This is a genomic window from Rhodococcus sp. SJ-3, from assembly GCF_051918125.1.
Classification (GTDB): Bacteria; Actinomycetota; Actinomycetes; order Mycobacteriales; family Mycobacteriaceae; genus Rhodococcus.
Genome location: NZ_CM123306.1, coordinates 4,297,381 through 4,312,592, shown reverse-complemented (window position 1 = coordinate 4,312,592; position 15,212 = coordinate 4,297,381). Strand labels below are relative to the sequence as shown.

The window sequence follows — 15,212 nt, the reverse complement described above, 5'->3', positions numbered from 1 at the left end:
TCACCCCAGAATCCGCACTGCAATACACGCGGCGACCACGACGAGCGCCACCACCAGATCACCCGTCCCGAGTCGGGGCCAGGTCCGCGCAACAGGGCGCGGTCCGCGCACCGACAGAGCGTCCCCGAGGTCTCGCACCTGCCGCATCGACACCGACGCCACCGCACCGACCGCATCGATGACCTCATTCCACGACCCGCGCGGTGACGGGATCCCCGCTCGGCCACGAAGCCTTCGCGCCGCGAACAGCATGCGCAGTTCCCCGCGGATCGTCGGCAGTACGCGCAGCGCCAATGCGCACGTGGTCACCCATTCGTCGACGGGGACACGAAACATCCTCAGTGGTGCCAGCAGCACGGGAAGGGCATCGACGAGGTCGGACAACCGCGTCGTCCACCCCACCAGCGACGCAAGAACCAACAGCGCGACACCGAGCAGCGTCCCGCGGATGTACGCGTCGATACCACCACCCACCGCATTGATGACGCCGAAGAAGACCAGGAAAGCGAACACCCACCACGGGATGGTCGGCACCACACCGCGCGGAATGCGCGCGACGAGCAGACCCGCGAGGAGCACACCGACGATGACGCCGAGCCCCGCCCACGACGGCTGGAAACTCACCACCACCGACAGCACCGCGGCCGCAGTCACTTTCGTGCCCGCCCACACGCGGTGCAGGGGTGTCTCACGCGGAACCGGCCGCAGCAGGATGAGGGGACGGCGCTGACGCTGCTTCTTCATCACGCGGCCGCCTTCGTTCCGTCGTCGAGGACGGTGCCGTCCTCGAGGACCACGGTGCGCGAGCACACCTCTTCCATGCCGTGCAGGTCGTGGGAGATGACGATGATCGTGACGTGTTCGACGGTTCTCAGATGCACGAGGATCGAAATCAGTTCGCGGCGTCCCGCGGCATCGAGACCGGCAAGGGGCTCGTCGAGCACGAGCACACGCGGAGCACGCGACAGTTGGGCGGCGATCGCGACTCGTCGCATCTCACCACCGCTGAGCTGATCGATCGGGCGAACTGCGAGACCGGCGCTCAACCCCACCCGCTTCAGGACCGCGGCGACATACTGGTGGTCGGTGCGGTGGAGGCCCGCGACTTCGGATATTTCGCGAGCAACCGTGGGGCGCTGCAGCTGTAGCCGCGCCTGTTGGAACACGAGGCCGACCTCGCCGCGCACCCGTGCGGTGGGAGTGTCATGCACGGTGCAGGTGCCACTCGTGGGTCGCAGCAGACCCGCGATGGTCCACGCGAGGGTGGTCTTGCCGGACCCGTTGGCTCCGACCACCAGCACCCCCTCCCCGCGGCCGACGGTCAGCGACACATTGTGCAACGCGGTGTGTGCCCATGGGGTGCGCGCCGCATACGTGTGGGTGACCTCGCGAAGTTCGAGCACCGGGAGCCACTGCACCGGCGGTGCGGCCATGATCGCCTCGCGCCGCTGTTCGGGCGCCGGCGGCGCGACTGTATGCCCCCGATCCAGATGTACGACGCGGTCGGCGCGTGCAGTTTCGTCGTCCAGGTGGGTGATGAGCACGACTGTGGTGCCACCGGCAGCGATCTCGGCGAGCAGACCGACCAGTGCGGTGCGGCTGTCGGAGTCCACCATCGCGGTGATCTCGTCGGCGATGAGCAGTTTCGGAGTACGCGCGAGTGCGGCGGCCAACGCCAGGCGCTGCTGTTGCCCGCCGGAGAGGTCTTCGGTGGCGCGGTTTCCCATGCCTTCGAGTCCGACGCGGCCGAGCAGCGAGTCGATGTCGATGTCGCTGCTCGTTCCCCAGCGCAGATCCTCACCGACCGTACGGCCGAGCACCTGAGCTTCCGGATGTTGGAAGACCAGCACTGTTCCGCCCGGACTGCCGAGTCCCACCGGGCCGGGACGATCGACGAAACCCGAGGTGGGGTCGAGACCTGCCAGAATGCGAGCGAGTGTCGATTTCCCGGAGCCGTTGGCGCCGACGACTGCTACGAACTCGCCTTCGGCGATCGTCAGGTCCACGTTGCTCAACGCATCGACGGTTGTGCCGGGGTAGCGGTACGAGACCGAGTTCAGCTTCACGGGGAGCGGGCCGGGCTCACGCTCGGTTGTCCGTTGCGGCCATCCCGCCTGTTGCCGCGGCCAGGTACTGCGCTGTGCGACGGACGCGAACATCCCGAACGCCAGCAGTGCCGTCCCGACCACGCCGAGGACGACAGCACTGCCGATCCACAGCCACCAGTAGGTCACGAGGAAATCGATGGTCTCGTTCACTATGCGGCTGAGCTCGGTATCCGCCCCAGCGGCCTCGAACGCGGCAAGCATCCCGCGCATGGTGTTGACCAGTGCCTCGAGCAGCAGGACGCGGGTCTGTTCGAACACAACCAGGAGGCCGACGACCGCCGCCGCCACCGTCAGACCCATCGGTACCGAGCACGCGAAGATGACGAATACCGCCGATCGTCCCCAGCGGCGTTGCGCAAACCCCACGAGGGTGCCGATCGCCGCGAGCAGCACCACCGCCGCGACCGCGAACGGTCCGCCTGCGATCAGTGCTACGACACCCGCTGCGGTGGTGGCGGCGAAGACGGTGCGAACGCGGCCCGTGATGGCGAGAAACGCGACGGGTAGCGCCACCAGAACCTGCGCGATCCCGACCGGGATCAACCCTGCGACCACCGACAACACCGCCGTGAGTGCTCCGAACACTGCCGCAGCTGCGAGCTCCGGCGGCTGCAGTGGTCCTCTGGTTCTGGTTCTTGTCCCCGCGTTCACTGGGCCCAGTCTGCCAGCGTCGACGGGAGCTATTCGAAAGCGCGCTCGAGGGAGTCGAGTTCGGCGCCGAGGAGATCGAGCAGCCGTTCGAGTTTCGGCACGGTGCGGCTACAGGAGGTCAGACCGAACGCGATGTCGTCGTCGGTACTCGTACATGTGATGTTCAGGGCTTGCCCGTCGACGGGTACCGACAGCGGATATACCGCGTCGACGCGCGCACCGTTCCAGTACAGCGGATGGGCAGGGCCTGAAACATTCGAGATGATGATGTTGAACGGTGGTCGCAGCAGCGCGCGGTTCCCCGTGATCATGCCCACTGCAAGCGGTGCAACACCGAGCGCGCTGGTAGCCAGCCGCGACACCGACGGCATGCCCCTCATCGCGTCCTTGCCCTGGGTCGTGGATTCGCGGATCGTCACGAGTCGCTCGACAGGGTCCGCGGTGCCGGTGGCAAGGTTGCACATGAGCACGCCTACCTGATTCCCGGAACACTGCTTGTCCGGTCGCAGGCTCACCGGAACCATCGCCACAAGCGGTCTGTCGGGCAAGGCGTTCTGGTCGAGCAGGAACGAGCGCAATGCACCGGAGGACATCGCGAGCACGACGTCGTTGACGGTGGCCCCTGCTGCCGTCGCGACCGCACGCAATCTTTTCAGAGGCCACGTCCGTCCTGCACAGCGGCGCGCACCACTGATCGGGACATTGACGACGGTGTTGGGAGCTCGGAGAGACAAGGATCCGCCCCGGCCGCGCACCGCCCGGTCCACCGTCCCGCTCAAGGCAGGCACGAGGCCGAGTGCTTGGGAAGCCACGGCCCGTGCCGCCCCGATCACCGAGTCGGCCGGCGGCTGCAGCGTCTCCTCGGATCGAGCGGGCACCAGGGCGTCCACGGGAGCCCACGGTGCGGGCATGTCGATGCGGTCGGAGTCGGCGCTCATCGCGCGACGCAGCAGTTTCATTGCGCCGACGCCATCGGCCAGCGCGTGGTGGATCTTGGTGTAGACCGCGAATCGACCGTCCGCGAGGCCTTCGATCAGGTGCATCTCCCACAGTGGCCGGTCGCGGTTGAGGAGGGTGCCGTGCAGTCTCGACACCAGAGTCCACAGTTCGTCGTGGCCCCCGGGCGTGGGCAGGGCGTCGTAGCGCACGTGATAGGCCAGATCGAAGTCTTCGTCTTCCTCCCACGCCCACTGTCCGAGCGTCGCGAAGGATCGCACGGGACGTTTCCGCCACAGTGGGTCGGCGTCGGGTTCGCCGAGTGCCCTGTCGAATGCGGCACGCATATCGGGTGCGTCGCCACCGTCCGGTGGGGTGAAAAGTATCAGTCCACCCACGTGCATGGGGTGTTCGCGTGACTCTCCGAGGAGGAACATCGAGTCGGTCGGCAACATCGGCAGTCGAACTTGCACGTTTACCTCCGCTCGCTTTCGCGAGCCTGCTGTTGGCGGGCCCCCTGCAGCCCGACCGTGAAGTTATCCATCAGCGCTCCGGCGCTGGATGTGAATTGTCACCAGATTTACGCGAAACTGTGACCTGCAGCCAAGGGTCCAACGCCCTGATTCGGACATTTGCACCGCACTCCGCGCCTTCTGTGTCTCCTGTGGCCCGTGGGACTCCCACCTCCGCCTTACCCTGGGTGAGGTGAGTATCGAAGATGCCGGAACGGCCCCCACAGACGGACTCGCCGGATGGGCGCTCGATCTCATGGATCGGCTCGGCGGGATCGGCGCGGGCATCGCCATTGCGCTCGAGAACTTCTTCCCTCCGCTACCCAGCGAGGTGATCCTCCCGCTCGCGGGCTTCGCGGCGAGCCTCGGCAGCTTCACCCTGTTCGGTGCTCTCTTCTGGACCACACTCGGCTCGATCGTGGGAGCACTGGGGCTCTATTGCCTCGGACGCTGGGTCGGCGAGGCACGGATCCGCCGCGCAGTGGACCGTCTCCCCCTCGTCGACGTCGACGATCTGGATCGGACCACCGAATGGTTCCGGAGGCACGGCCGCAAAGCCGTGTTCTTCGGCCGGATGGTTCCCATCTTCCGCAGCCTCATTTCCATCCCGGCCGGTGTGACACGCATGCCGATCTGGCAGTTCACTGCGTTCACCACCGCGGGCAGCCTCATCTGGAACAGCATCTTCGTGATCGCCGGGTATCAGCTGGGCGAGAACTGGTACCGGGTCGAACCCTACGCGGAAACGTTGCAGTACATCGTGATCGCCGTTGTTGCGGTCGCTGTCCTCTGGGCCGTAGTGCGGCGCGTGCGGTCGCGAATGAAACTGGGTACCGAGGAATAGGATTCGGCGTTCCCCCGAGGTTTCGTATCGGGTAGCAGATACTGAGGGCACACCCACTCTCGCTCCGGAGGCACCCTCATGCGCCGACTCCCCGTTGCGCTGACCACGGTGTTCCTCGCACTCGCCACGGCGGGCGTGCGGCAGCAATGACGGCACGGCCCCCTCCACCGACGAATCCACCACGACCGCCGACTCCGGGTTCGGGGACGGACTCCAGAGCGTTCTCGACCGAGCATTCGCCGATTCCGGACTGCCGAACGGCGACGTCGCCACACTGGATCAGCTCGCGTCCATGACCAGCGGCATCCCCAGCTACACCTTCGACGATGAGTTCCAACAGCAGGTGTTCGCCGACCCGACGGCGCCGTGGACACCCGATCAGCTACTCGACCTTGTGCGGGGCGACCCACCCAACTTCGCGCCGGGCGAGCAATTCAAGTACTCGAATTCGAACACGATCGCTCTCGGCCTGGTGATCGAGCAGGTCAGTGGCCGACCCCTAGAGGACTACTTCCGCGAGGACCTCTTCGACCCCGTCGGCATGACGCAGACAACTCTGCCCACCGACGCGTCGCTCCCGCCCCCTCGTCTGCAGGGCATCACCGAGCAGGGGCAAGCGGAAGGGCAGACCGCCGATGCCACCGACTGGAACCCATCGTGGGGCTGGTCGGCCGGCGCCGTCACATCCACAATCGACGACCTCGAGATATGGGGACGCGCTCTCGGCACCGGCAAGGCATCCTGACCCCGGAAACCCAACGGTTGCGGCTGGATTCGTTTCAGTACAACCTGCCTCCTGCCACTCCCGAACGAGCCTACGGGCTCGGCCTCGGAATCGAGGAAGGCTGGGTGGGACACACCGGGGAACTGCCCGGATACAACACCTATGTGGGATATCTCCCCGAGACCCGGACGGTCCTCGCCGTGGCAGTCAACAGCGACATTCCGACGGCCGACGGTACCGAACCTGTCACCGTCGTCGTCGAGGAGTTGAAAGCAGCGCTTCGGTGATCGTGCCGATACAGCTCGTGGTTGCGCGAGCCGACGCACCGGGGCCAGGCACGCTCGGAGGCCGGATCGGCCCGGGTAGGACGTTTTCCCAGTCCTGGGCCGGGCACACTTTTCATCCGAGCGCAATGTAACGAAAAGAACACAGGGAACGACACCCCTGACGAGGCATGTAGAACAAAGGGGTTCATCGTGGCACACCAGCAGTTGCTGTTCATCGGACGTCCGGACGCGACCGAGGTCGCCCACTGGAGCACCTTGCGCGAGCTGGCTCCGCAGCGAGGGTGGGTTCCCACCCGCAAGTTCGAGCCCGGCAAAGTGACTTGGGCGGTCGCTGCAAGCAGCCTTCTGGCAGATCAGGCAGACGTCGTCGACGCGTTGCGCGAAGCCGACGTCCCCTGCACCACAGCACTCGACGCGATCAAGAACGCGTACAGCTGACACCAGAAGTGGGGATCCGGGCTCGGATCCCCACTTTCAGATACTCACGTGATGCCGCCCGACCGGCAGCACCAGCGGTTTCCCGGAGACAGGATCGTCGATCACGCGACTGTCGAGCCCGAACACCGCCGCGACCGTGTCGCTGGTGAGCACGTCCGACGGATCACCCGCCGCATACAGCCGACCGTCTGCGATCGCGACGAGGTAGTCGGCGTACCGAGCAGCGAGGTTCAGATCGTGCAACACCATGACGATCGTCGTGCCGCGGTCGCGATTGAGGTCGGTGAGCAGGTCCAGTACCTCCACCTGATGGCTCACGTCGAGGAAGGTAGTGGGTTCGTCGAGCAGCAACACGTCGGTCTGCTGCGCGAGGGCCATCGCGATCCACACCCGTTGACGCTGGCCACCGGACAGTTCGTCGACGGCGCGTTCGGCAAGTTCGGTGGTGTTCGTGGCGGCAAGCGCATCGGCGACGGCGGCGTCGTCCTCGCGGCTCCACCTCGACAGGACCCGCTGATGCGGGTGCCTGCCGCGGCCGACGAGGTCCGCGACGACGATCCCCTCCGGAGCGATCGGCGACTGCGGCAACAGGCCCAGGGTGCGAGCGAGTTTCTTCGCGGGGAGCCTGTGTACATCCTTGCCGTCGAGCAGGACATGTCCGCCGCGCGGTGCCAACAACCGCGACATCGAACGCAACAGCGTCGACTTGCCGCACGCATTCGCGCCGACGATGCACGTGATCATCCCGGAGGGTACGTCGAGATCGAGGTTCTCGACGACCGTCCGGTTGCCGTAGCCGAGTTCGAGGTTCTCGACCGTCAGAGTGTGCGATGCGGTCACAGCGAGCCTCCCGCGCGGTTGGAACAAATGATCAGGTAGACGAGATACGGAGCTCCGAGGGCACCGGTCACGACACCCACCGGGTAGCGGGTGCCGAACGCGTACTGGCCGACGAAGTCGGCGACGAGGACCAGCAACGCACCGACGAGCGCCGCCGGGACGAACAGCGACGTGCCCTGCCCCACGATGCGCGCGGCGATCGGGCCGGCGAGGAATGCGACGAACGCTATGGGCCCGGCTGCCGCGGTGGCGAACGCGATGAGTCCGACGGCGGCGACGATCGCCACTATGCGAGTGCGCTCCACGCGCACACCGAGTGCCTGCGCGGCATCGTCGCCGAGCTGGATCATCGACAGGTTGCGGGTCTGCGCCAACAGCACCGGACCGAGAATCGCGAGTGCGACGATCACGGGCACGGTCGCGCCCCACGTTGCCCCGTTGAGGCTCCCGGTCAACCAGCGCATCGTCTCCTGCAGATCCCATGCGGCCGCGGTGCTCAGCAGATACGAGGTGACGCTGTCGAGCATGGCTGCGATGCCGATTCCGATGAGGATCAGCCGCGTCCCCGCGACACCGCCTCGATACGACAGCGCGTAGATCAACAGCGCCACACCGAGCCCCGCGACGATCGCGAAGATCGACACCTGAGTGCTGCCGAGACCGAGCACGATGATCCCGAACGCGGCGGCGGCGCTCGCCCCTGCACTGATCCCGATGATGTCGGGACTCGCGAGCGGATTGCGCAGCATCGTCTGAAAGGTGATGCCGCCCAGACCGAAGCACACTCCCGCGACGACGGCGAGCACAGTGCGCGGCAGGCGGAGTCGGCCGACGGTGAACGTCGCGCCGGAGACGTTCTCGCCGAGGATCACGCGGACGATGTCGGACGGCGGATAGAACGTCTTCCCGAACATCAGGCTCGCCGCGAATGCGGAGAGGACGAGCGCGCCGAGGATTCCGATCACGATGCGTCGACGTCGCCCGCGACGCACTCGGCTTGCGGCGACCTCGTCGACGTCCGACTGGATGGTGGTGAGTGTGGCTGTCACAGTTCTCGGAGTTTCTGCCGGCGGACGATGTACACGAAGAACGGTGCGCCGATGAGCGCAGTGATGATGCCGACGTCGATCTCGCTGGGTCGCGCGACGATACGGCCGACGACGTCGGCGCCCGTGAGCAGCGCGGCACCCACCAGTGCGGAGAAGGGCAACAGCCAACGGTTGTCGACGCCGATCAGGAGCCGGCACAGGTGCGGCACGACGAGACCGACAAAGGCGATGGGTCCGGCGATCGCGGTCGCGGCGCCGCACAGCAGCACCGCTCCGAGCGAGGCGAGCCCACGTGCGAGCGCGACACGCTCGCCGAGGCCCGCGGCCATCTCGTCACCCAAGGCCAGGGAGTTCAGGCTGCGCGCCGACAGCAGGCAGATCACGAATCCTGCGATCAAGAATGGCATCGCTTGCCCGATCACGTCGAACGTCGCACCCCCCACACCGCCGATCTGCCACGAGCGCACGTTCCCCGCGATGTCGTTGCGCGGAAGGATTATCGCGGTGATGAACGACGAAAGGGCGGCCGCAGTAGCGGCTCCGGCGAGTGCGAGTTTGAGCGGTGTCGCTCCGCCTCGGCCGAGCGAACCGATCATGTAGACGAACACCGCGGTCACGCCTGCACCGAAGATCGCGACCCACAGCATGGCGGTCTGCGTCCACAGCCCGAACCACGCCATGCCTACGACCACCGCGAGCGACGCTCCCATGTTGACGCCGAGGATGCCGGGGTCGGCCAACGGGTTTCGGGTCACGCCCTGCATCACCGCACCTGCGAGTCCCAACGCCGCCCCGACGAGAAGTGCGAGTAGCGTCCGCGGGATTCTCTTCGCGATGGCGCCTTGCCCGATGTTGTCGGTCGACCCACCGAGCGCGGCGATGATGTCGGCCCACTCCACATCACGCGACCCGATGGTGACCGACGCAACGACCAGGAGCGCGAGTGCCCCGAGCAGAACGAGGAGCCACGCGGAGTTGCCGAGAGCCGAGCGCCGCGGAAGTGCGGCGCTCGGCGTCGGGGCTTGTTGTACGGAGGTCACTCCGCGTTGGTCTTGCTTGCTGCTTCGGCGAGCATGTCCACGTAGTCCGAGAGCACCCACGAGATGGCGAGCGGAGTCGGGTTCGCGGCGGTGCCGAGCGGGCCGGATCCGTCGAGGAAGACGATCGAGTCGTTGGCGACCGCGGGCATCTGCGACAGCAGTGGGTCTGCCTTCAGCGAGTCGACGAGTGATTGGTCGCCGTAGGTGACGATGATCTGGACGTCATCGAACACGTCGACCTGCTCGGCGCTGACCTTCTGCGAGAACTCGTCGCCGGTGGAGGCATCGGCGACGCTCTTCGGGGTGGCAAGTCCGAGGTCTTCGAAGAACGCGGCACGCGTGTCGTTGGCGGTGTAGAAGCTGACCTGGCTCAGGTCGGCGGTGTCGACGTGGGTGAGGAACATCGCCGCTTTGCCTTCGAGTTCCGGGTGAGAGGCGGCTTCGTCGGCGATCTCGCTCTCGAGACTCGCGATGAGCTCCTGGCCTTCTTGGGCCATGCCCATACCCTCGCTGTTGATCGCGATCATGTCGCGCCATGCAGTCGCCCAGGGGGCTTCGGGATACGCGATGACAGGAGCGATCTCGCTGAGGGTGTCGTAGTCCTCCTGCGTCAGTCCGGAGTAGCCGGCGAGGATGACGTCGGGGTCGGTATCGGACACGGCTTCGAAATCGATGCCGTCCGTCTCGTCGAACAGTACGGGGGTCTCGCCGCCGAGCTCCTCGAGCTTCTCCTCGACCCACGGGAGCATGCCGTTGCCGTCGTCGTCGCCGAAGTTCGCGGCGGCCATACCGACGGGCACGACACCGAGTGCGAGGGGCACTTCGTGGTTGGCCCACTGCACGGTGGCTACGCGCTCCGGCTTCTGCTCGAGTGTGGTGGTGCCGAGGGCATGCTCGATGGTGATCGGGTATTCGCCGGAGGCGGTGCCGGTGTTGCTCTCGGTGGTCTCCGAGTCGGAGCTACAGGCCGACAAGCCGAGTGTGACAGCGACCGCGGCCGCGGCCACTGCCAGGAAGCGCTGTGAACGCATGGGGGACGAACTCGCTTTCGTGCAGGGGGTGCCCACATCCGGACAGATCGGATATTAGGCGAGGTTTGCCTAAATCTAATCTTTGCCGTCCCGAGACGCAATCGCGCGATCGGGCCACCGGTTATCGCGATCGGGTCACGGCTCGTCGCCGTTCAGCCTGCGCGGAACGATGCCGGTGTCGCGCCCGTGACCCGCCTGAACGCCGCACCGAATGCGCTCGCCGAGCGATACCCGAGTTGCTCTGCGACTTCGCCCAGCTCGACGCCGTGTCCGAGGAGCATCACCGCGTGCTGCGCTCGCACTGCCGCCACCCAACGCCCGAAGCTGAGCCCCGTCTCCGCGCGGAACGCCCGAGTGACAGTGCGGCGGCTGACCCCGAGTTCCGTCGCCCAATCCGACAAGGTCCGCGGGTCACTGGGGTCCTCGCCGATCGCTTCGACGATGGGTCGCAACAACTGTGAGGCAGGCACCCGGACCAGCAGCTCATGCTCAGCGGGGACGAGCACGTCGATCACCATATTCTCCGTCAATGACCGCGATGCAGGCTGGAGCGAATCGTCGGCGAGGCGGTCGAGTAGCAGACGCAGCAACGGGGTCATCTCGACGGCCACCGGGCCATCGGACAGTGACGGCGCATGGTCGATGCCGAAATGCGCAGTGCGATACCACGTCCCCGTCGGCATGATGCCCCAGTGCAGCAGACCCGCCGGGATCCACAGTCCGATCGTCGGGGTGATGGTCCAGGTCTGAGAGCCGATCGTCGCGCTCGATGCGCCACGCTCGTTCCACAACAGCTCATGGGTGGGATGCGAGTGCGGCTCGAAACGGGTGTCGCTTCCGATCAGTTCGTCCATACCGGCGATCACGAACGGCACCTCGATCTCTCCTGCTGCGTAGACCGGCAGTGCCCTCGTCTCCACGACTCCTCCTCGCTTCCAGCTCTCGGGATCGATTATGTCGTCCTCGGTCGGCACGATCGATTCCGACCCGAACACTGGCCGTGCGGGAGACAATTGCCCGAACCCCTTCGACCGAAAGGCTCGATCGTGTCCGAGGTCAGTGAAACTTCCGTCCTGGTCGTCGGCGCCGGCCCTGTCGGGTTGACAGCCGCAATCGAACTACGCCGCCGGGGTGTCTCCGTCGTCGTCATCGACAAATTGAAGGCACCCACGCACTACGCCAAAGCCGTGGGGATCCAGCCTCGGACTCTCGAAGTGTGGGACGCGATGGGAGTGGCCCGACCCGCGCTCGATCTATCGACTCCGATGCACGGGCAGATCGTGTTCGTCAACGGCGACGAGGCAATGCGAGTCGAACTCGAACTACCCGACGATGTGCCGTATCACTTCACGTGCATGCCGCAGTATGCGACCGAAGAGGTACTCCGAAGGGCGCTGGCAGAACACGGCACGAAGGTGCGGTACGGCGTCGAACTCACCGGTTTCGAGCAGTCGTCACGAGGGGTCGTCGCCGCCCTGCGGAGCACGGACGGCACCGAGCACGTGTCGGCACGCTATCTCGTCGGCTGCGATGGGGCCCACAGCGCGACGCGCAAGGGATTGGGATCCTCGTTCGAGGGCGACGCGTTTCCCGAGGAGTACATGCTCGCCGATGTCGAACTGGATTGGTCGTTGCCCTCCGGATATGCCGTACGTGCAATGACGCAGGAGAATGGTTCCACGTCCGATCTGATGGTGTGCATCCCGCTACCGGGCGACCAGCGGTACCGCGTATCGTCGCTGGTCGCACCCGATCTGGCCACCACCAGAGGGGACGGCGCGGTCGCCCATGGCCTCGAGGGAAAGAACCCGCCGACTCTCGCCCACATCCAGGCCGTGCTGGACCGCCTGGCCCCGGAGCCCACACGCGCGCGAAACATGCGGTGGTCGTCGGTGTTTCGAATAAGCCACCGGATCGTAGGTAGTTACGGCGCCGGGCGCGTGTTCCTTGCGGGCGACGCCGCGCATATCCATCCGCCCACCGGCGCACAGGGTATGAACACGGGAATTCAGGACGCGTACAACCTCGGCTGGAAACTCGCGCTCGCCGTGACCGGAAATGCTGCCGACGGTCTGCTCGCGAGCTACGACGCCGAACGCCGACCGATCGGCGAGGACGTAGTGGGCCGCACCGTGCGACACGCACGCGAGGGTATCGGAAGCAGCGAGACCGACGTGGAGACAATCATTCTGCGGGAAGCCCAACTGTTGCTGAACTACCGGAACAGCACGATCGTCGGTGGCGCGGCACCTGGCGGCTGCCTCGCTCCTGGCAACCGGGCGCCCGACGCTCGCGAGCTGTGTCAGGATGCGGTGGCCGCACCACTGCGACTGCACGACCTGCTGCGCCACCCGGGACACACTGTGCTGTTGTGGGCCCCCACCGGGCCCGCCGTGAAGGAGTCGGCCGACCTCGCCGAAGACATCGCGGGTAGATTCGGAGGCCTGGTGCGCGGGTACGTTCTCACACCGGACCTCGCGCAGGCCGCCGACGGACGGGTGCTCCGCGACGAGCGGGGCAACGCAGCACGGATGTACGGGTTCGGTGCGCACCCGGAGATCGTCGTGGTACGACCCGACGGCTACGTGGGATTTCGCGGGCCCGGAGCGAGCATGACGACGCTCGTCGCACATCTCGCGAACGTCCTGCATATCGCGGAGTGACCTACGAGGACACCACCATCGGCACGATGAATTCTCGGGCGATCTCCGACAGCTGATGCTGATCGTCGAGGTCGACCAGATCGGTCGGGGCCATGAGGAACGATGCTGCGATCCGCACCATCATCTCCGCTGTGAGATCGACGTTCATCTCGCGCGAAATGGTGCCTGCCCGCTGTTCGCGGCGAAGCTGCCCCGCGACGAACTGCCGTGCGATCGCGAGCATCCGACCGTCATCGACGAGCGATCCTGCGAGGAGTGTCGGTTCGGCGTCGAGAAGACCACCGATCAACGAGTTGGTACGGATGGCCGTCAGCGAGCTCACGAATCCGAGGACGATGCGATCGGCGACGGTGCGTGCGGATCTGATATCGAGGAGGAACCGATCGAAATATCGACGAAATTCGCGCAGCAGCACCTGTTCGACGAGCGCATCCTTCGACTCGAATCTTCGGTAGAGCGTAACCCGTGACAGGTTCGCCCGTCTGGCGACCTCCTCCATCGACGAGCGCTGGATCCCGGAACGGCAGAACTGTTCGTGGGCCGCGTCCAGCAGGCGCGTGCGCACGGTGTCGGCCTCATCGGCGTTCTCGACAGCTTCGAGCAAGGCTCGCTCGAGCAGAGATTCCGAAGCCGCTGCTCGGGCGTGTGGTTGAGAATCCACGCTCACCTCCTGGGAATCCGAGGTTACACGTCGTTCCGTGCGGCAATTTCGGCAAAACTGCACACGTACGTCGTCACACCATGCTACAAAATGATACGCAGTAACGGATTTTGTAACCCTGTTTCTCTCTGCATCTCATCGGGGGTAGATGGCATGACCGATCTCAGTAGGCGAAAGATTCTGCAGGCCGGCGGAGCTCTGAGCGCTCTCAGCGCAATCGCGCTCGCGACGCCTGCCAACGCACAACCCTGGCGGTGGTCGCCGGCGGGCTCGATCCCGGGCACCGGTAGCGGCGCAGATCCGCGAACCGTCTGGGACACCGAAGCCGACCCGCTGGTCGCATCGCTTCTCGACCGAGGCGACGTACCCAGGGTCAATCAACTCCTCCGCACATGGACGAAGAACGGGCAGCCCCTGCCCGACGGACTTCCCGCCGACCTGAAGGATTTCATGGAGCGGGCGCGTCAACTGCCGGAGTGGGCAGACCGCGGCAAGCTCGAGACCGCGGTGCGTTTCAACGAGAAACGCGGCCTCTATCTCGGCGTCCTGTACGGCTTCGCGAGCGGCATGATGAGCACGGTGATCCCCAAAGAGGCTCTCGCCGTGTATTACTCGAAGGGCGGCGCCAACATGAAGCGCCGTATCTCGAAGACCGCGAAGCTGGGTTACGACATCGGCTCCCGTAACGCGTACCTCGACGACGGCGAGATGATCGTCACCGCCGTGAAAACCAGGCTCGTGCACGCTGCGGTACGCCACCTGCTGCCACAGTCGCCGCACTGGGAGGGGGCCGCACCCGAAGACATTCCGATCAGCCAGCACGACATGATGGTCACCTGGCACAGCCTGCCCACAACCGTCATGCGCGTGCTGAAGCAGTGGAAAGTGCCGATTCCGGGCGATGAGTCCGAGGGGTTCCTCCACTCCTGGCAGATCAGTGCCCACATGCTCGGCATCGAGGACCAGTACATCCCCGCGACATGGGACGACGCCGAATCCCAAGCTCGAGCGTCGCTCGACCCGGTCCTGGCACCCACCTCCGAAGGCCTCAAACTCGCCGACATGCTCCTCGATCTCGGCGCCGGACTCGATCTCACGCTCCTCAGCCGGCCGATCCTGGGCGCCCTGACGCGCTTCACACTCGGCGACGAAATCGCCAACTGGCTGAACATCCCCCGAGAGTTGCTGTGGGACAACCTCCTCAATGTGGCATGGGGCCCATTCATCGCGGTGCGCGAGGGGTTGCTTCCCCTGCCGTTGGCACCGGAAGCGTACTGGACCTTCGACGAACTGCTCCGCCAGTTCGTGCTGCTCTACATGTCCGAACTGAAGACGATCAGCATCGAGATTCCGGAATTCAACAACCCGAACTACCCCTGAGGGCTGTTCGCGCGCGCCTGCCGGTCTCCCGCGAGTGCTGTTCGTCTG

15 protein-coding genes are annotated in these 15,212 nt (G+C 65.8%); 6 read left to right on the top strand and 9 right to left on the bottom strand.

What is annotated here, in order from left to right; all coding sequences use genetic code 11:
* Genes ACTDXD_RS20085 through ACTDXD_RS20075 form a run of 3 tightly spaced genes read right to left on the bottom strand, consistent with a single transcriptional unit; the run spans position 1 to position 4,150 of the window.
* Positions 1 to 744 carry an energy-coupling factor transporter transmembrane component T family protein gene (locus ACTDXD_RS20085; RefSeq protein WP_440127718.1) on the bottom strand — a complete coding sequence of 248 codons (744 nt, stop codon included), beginning with the start codon at positions 742 to 744 and terminating at the stop codon, positions 1 to 3.
* Positions 744 to 2,759 carry an ABC transporter ATP-binding protein gene (locus ACTDXD_RS20080; protein ID WP_440124020.1) on the bottom strand — a complete coding sequence of 672 codons (2,016 nt, stop codon included), beginning with the start codon at positions 2,757 to 2,759 and terminating at the stop codon, positions 744 to 746. The genes ACTDXD_RS20085 and ACTDXD_RS20080 overlap by 1 nt, the downstream gene beginning before the upstream one ends.
* 29 nt (positions 2,760 to 2,788) lie before the next feature.
* A complete protein-coding gene (locus ACTDXD_RS20075) occupies positions 2,789 to 4,150 on the bottom strand; it encodes a WS/DGAT/MGAT family O-acyltransferase (protein ID WP_440127717.1) in 1,362 nt (453 codons plus the stop codon).
* 313 nt (positions 4,151 to 4,463) lie between these two features.
* Here ACTDXD_RS20075 and ACTDXD_RS20070 point away from each other — a divergent pair, with 313 nt between their 5' ends.
* The 4 genes from ACTDXD_RS20070 to ACTDXD_RS20055 all read left to right on the top strand — a co-directional run bounded on the left by ACTDXD_RS20070 (position 4,464) and on the right by ACTDXD_RS20055 (position 6,500).
* Positions 4,464 to 5,051 carry a DedA family protein gene (locus tag ACTDXD_RS20070; protein ID WP_440127716.1) on the top strand — a complete coding sequence of 196 codons (588 nt, stop codon included), beginning with the start codon at positions 4,464 to 4,466 and terminating at the stop codon, positions 5,049 to 5,051.
* 292 nt (positions 5,052 to 5,343) lie between these two features.
* On the top strand, positions 5,344 to 5,796 hold the full coding sequence (locus ACTDXD_RS20065) for a serine hydrolase domain-containing protein (RefSeq protein ID WP_440124019.1): 453 nt from the start codon (positions 5,344 to 5,346) through the stop codon (positions 5,794 to 5,796).
* Positions 5,760 to 6,062, top strand: coding sequence for a serine hydrolase (locus tag ACTDXD_RS20060; RefSeq protein WP_440124018.1), 303 nt, complete (start codon positions 5,760 to 5,762; stop codon positions 6,060 to 6,062). Before ACTDXD_RS20065 ends, ACTDXD_RS20060 begins: the two co-directional genes overlap by 37 nt.
* A 189-nt stretch (positions 6,063 to 6,251) precedes the next feature.
* Positions 6,252 to 6,500, top strand: coding sequence for a hypothetical protein (locus tag ACTDXD_RS20055; RefSeq protein WP_440124017.1), 249 nt, complete (start codon positions 6,252 to 6,254; stop codon positions 6,498 to 6,500).
* Between the two features lie 36 nt (positions 6,501 to 6,536).
* Here ACTDXD_RS20055 and ACTDXD_RS20050 read toward each other — a convergent pair whose 3' ends face one another.
* The 5 genes from ACTDXD_RS20050 to ACTDXD_RS20030 form a co-directional block, all read right to left on the bottom strand.
* Positions 6,537 to 7,340 (bottom strand): ABC transporter ATP-binding protein, encoded by an 804-nt coding sequence (locus tag ACTDXD_RS20050; protein ID WP_440124016.1) that lies wholly within the window; start codon positions 7,338 to 7,340, stop codon positions 6,537 to 6,539.
* Positions 7,337 to 8,389 (bottom strand): FecCD family ABC transporter permease, encoded by a 1,053-nt coding sequence (locus tag ACTDXD_RS20045; protein ID WP_440124015.1) that lies wholly within the window; start codon positions 8,387 to 8,389, stop codon positions 7,337 to 7,339. The genes ACTDXD_RS20050 and ACTDXD_RS20045 overlap by 4 nt, the downstream gene beginning before the upstream one ends.
* Positions 8,386 to 9,429 carry a FecCD family ABC transporter permease gene (locus tag ACTDXD_RS20040; RefSeq protein WP_440124014.1) on the bottom strand — a complete coding sequence of 348 codons (1,044 nt, stop codon included), beginning with the start codon at positions 9,427 to 9,429 and terminating at the stop codon, positions 8,386 to 8,388. Before ACTDXD_RS20040 ends, ACTDXD_RS20045 begins: the two co-directional genes overlap by 4 nt.
* Positions 9,426 to 10,460, bottom strand: a complete 1,035-nt coding sequence (locus ACTDXD_RS20035; protein ID WP_440124013.1) for an iron-siderophore ABC transporter substrate-binding protein — start codon at positions 10,458 to 10,460, stop codon at positions 9,426 to 9,428. The genes ACTDXD_RS20040 and ACTDXD_RS20035 overlap by 4 nt, the downstream gene beginning before the upstream one ends.
* A gap of 152 nt (positions 10,461 to 10,612) precedes the next feature.
* Positions 10,613 to 11,380, bottom strand: a complete 768-nt coding sequence (locus tag ACTDXD_RS20030; protein WP_440124012.1) for an AraC family transcriptional regulator — start codon at positions 11,378 to 11,380, stop codon at positions 10,613 to 10,615.
* Positions 11,381 to 11,506: 126 nt separating this feature from the next.
* Here ACTDXD_RS20030 and ACTDXD_RS20025 point away from each other — a divergent pair, with 126 nt between their 5' ends.
* Positions 11,507 to 13,123: an FAD-dependent monooxygenase gene (locus ACTDXD_RS20025; protein WP_440124011.1), complete on the top strand. Its 1,617-nt coding sequence runs from the start codon at positions 11,507 to 11,509 to the stop codon at positions 13,121 to 13,123.
* 1 nt (position 13,124) lies between these two features.
* Here the strand turns inward: ACTDXD_RS20025 and ACTDXD_RS20020 are convergent, their stop codons facing one another.
* A complete protein-coding gene (locus ACTDXD_RS20020) occupies positions 13,125 to 13,784 on the bottom strand; it encodes a TetR/AcrR family transcriptional regulator (RefSeq protein WP_440124010.1) in 660 nt (219 codons plus the stop codon).
* Between the two features lie 153 nt (positions 13,785 to 13,937).
* On the opposite strand from ACTDXD_RS20020, the gene ACTDXD_RS20015 reads away from it, so the two are divergent.
* Positions 13,938 to 15,164 carry an oxygenase MpaB family protein gene (locus tag ACTDXD_RS20015; RefSeq protein ID WP_440124009.1) on the top strand — a complete coding sequence of 409 codons (1,227 nt, stop codon included), beginning with the start codon at positions 13,938 to 13,940 and terminating at the stop codon, positions 15,162 to 15,164.
* Positions 15,165 to 15,212: the final 48 nt, after the last annotated feature.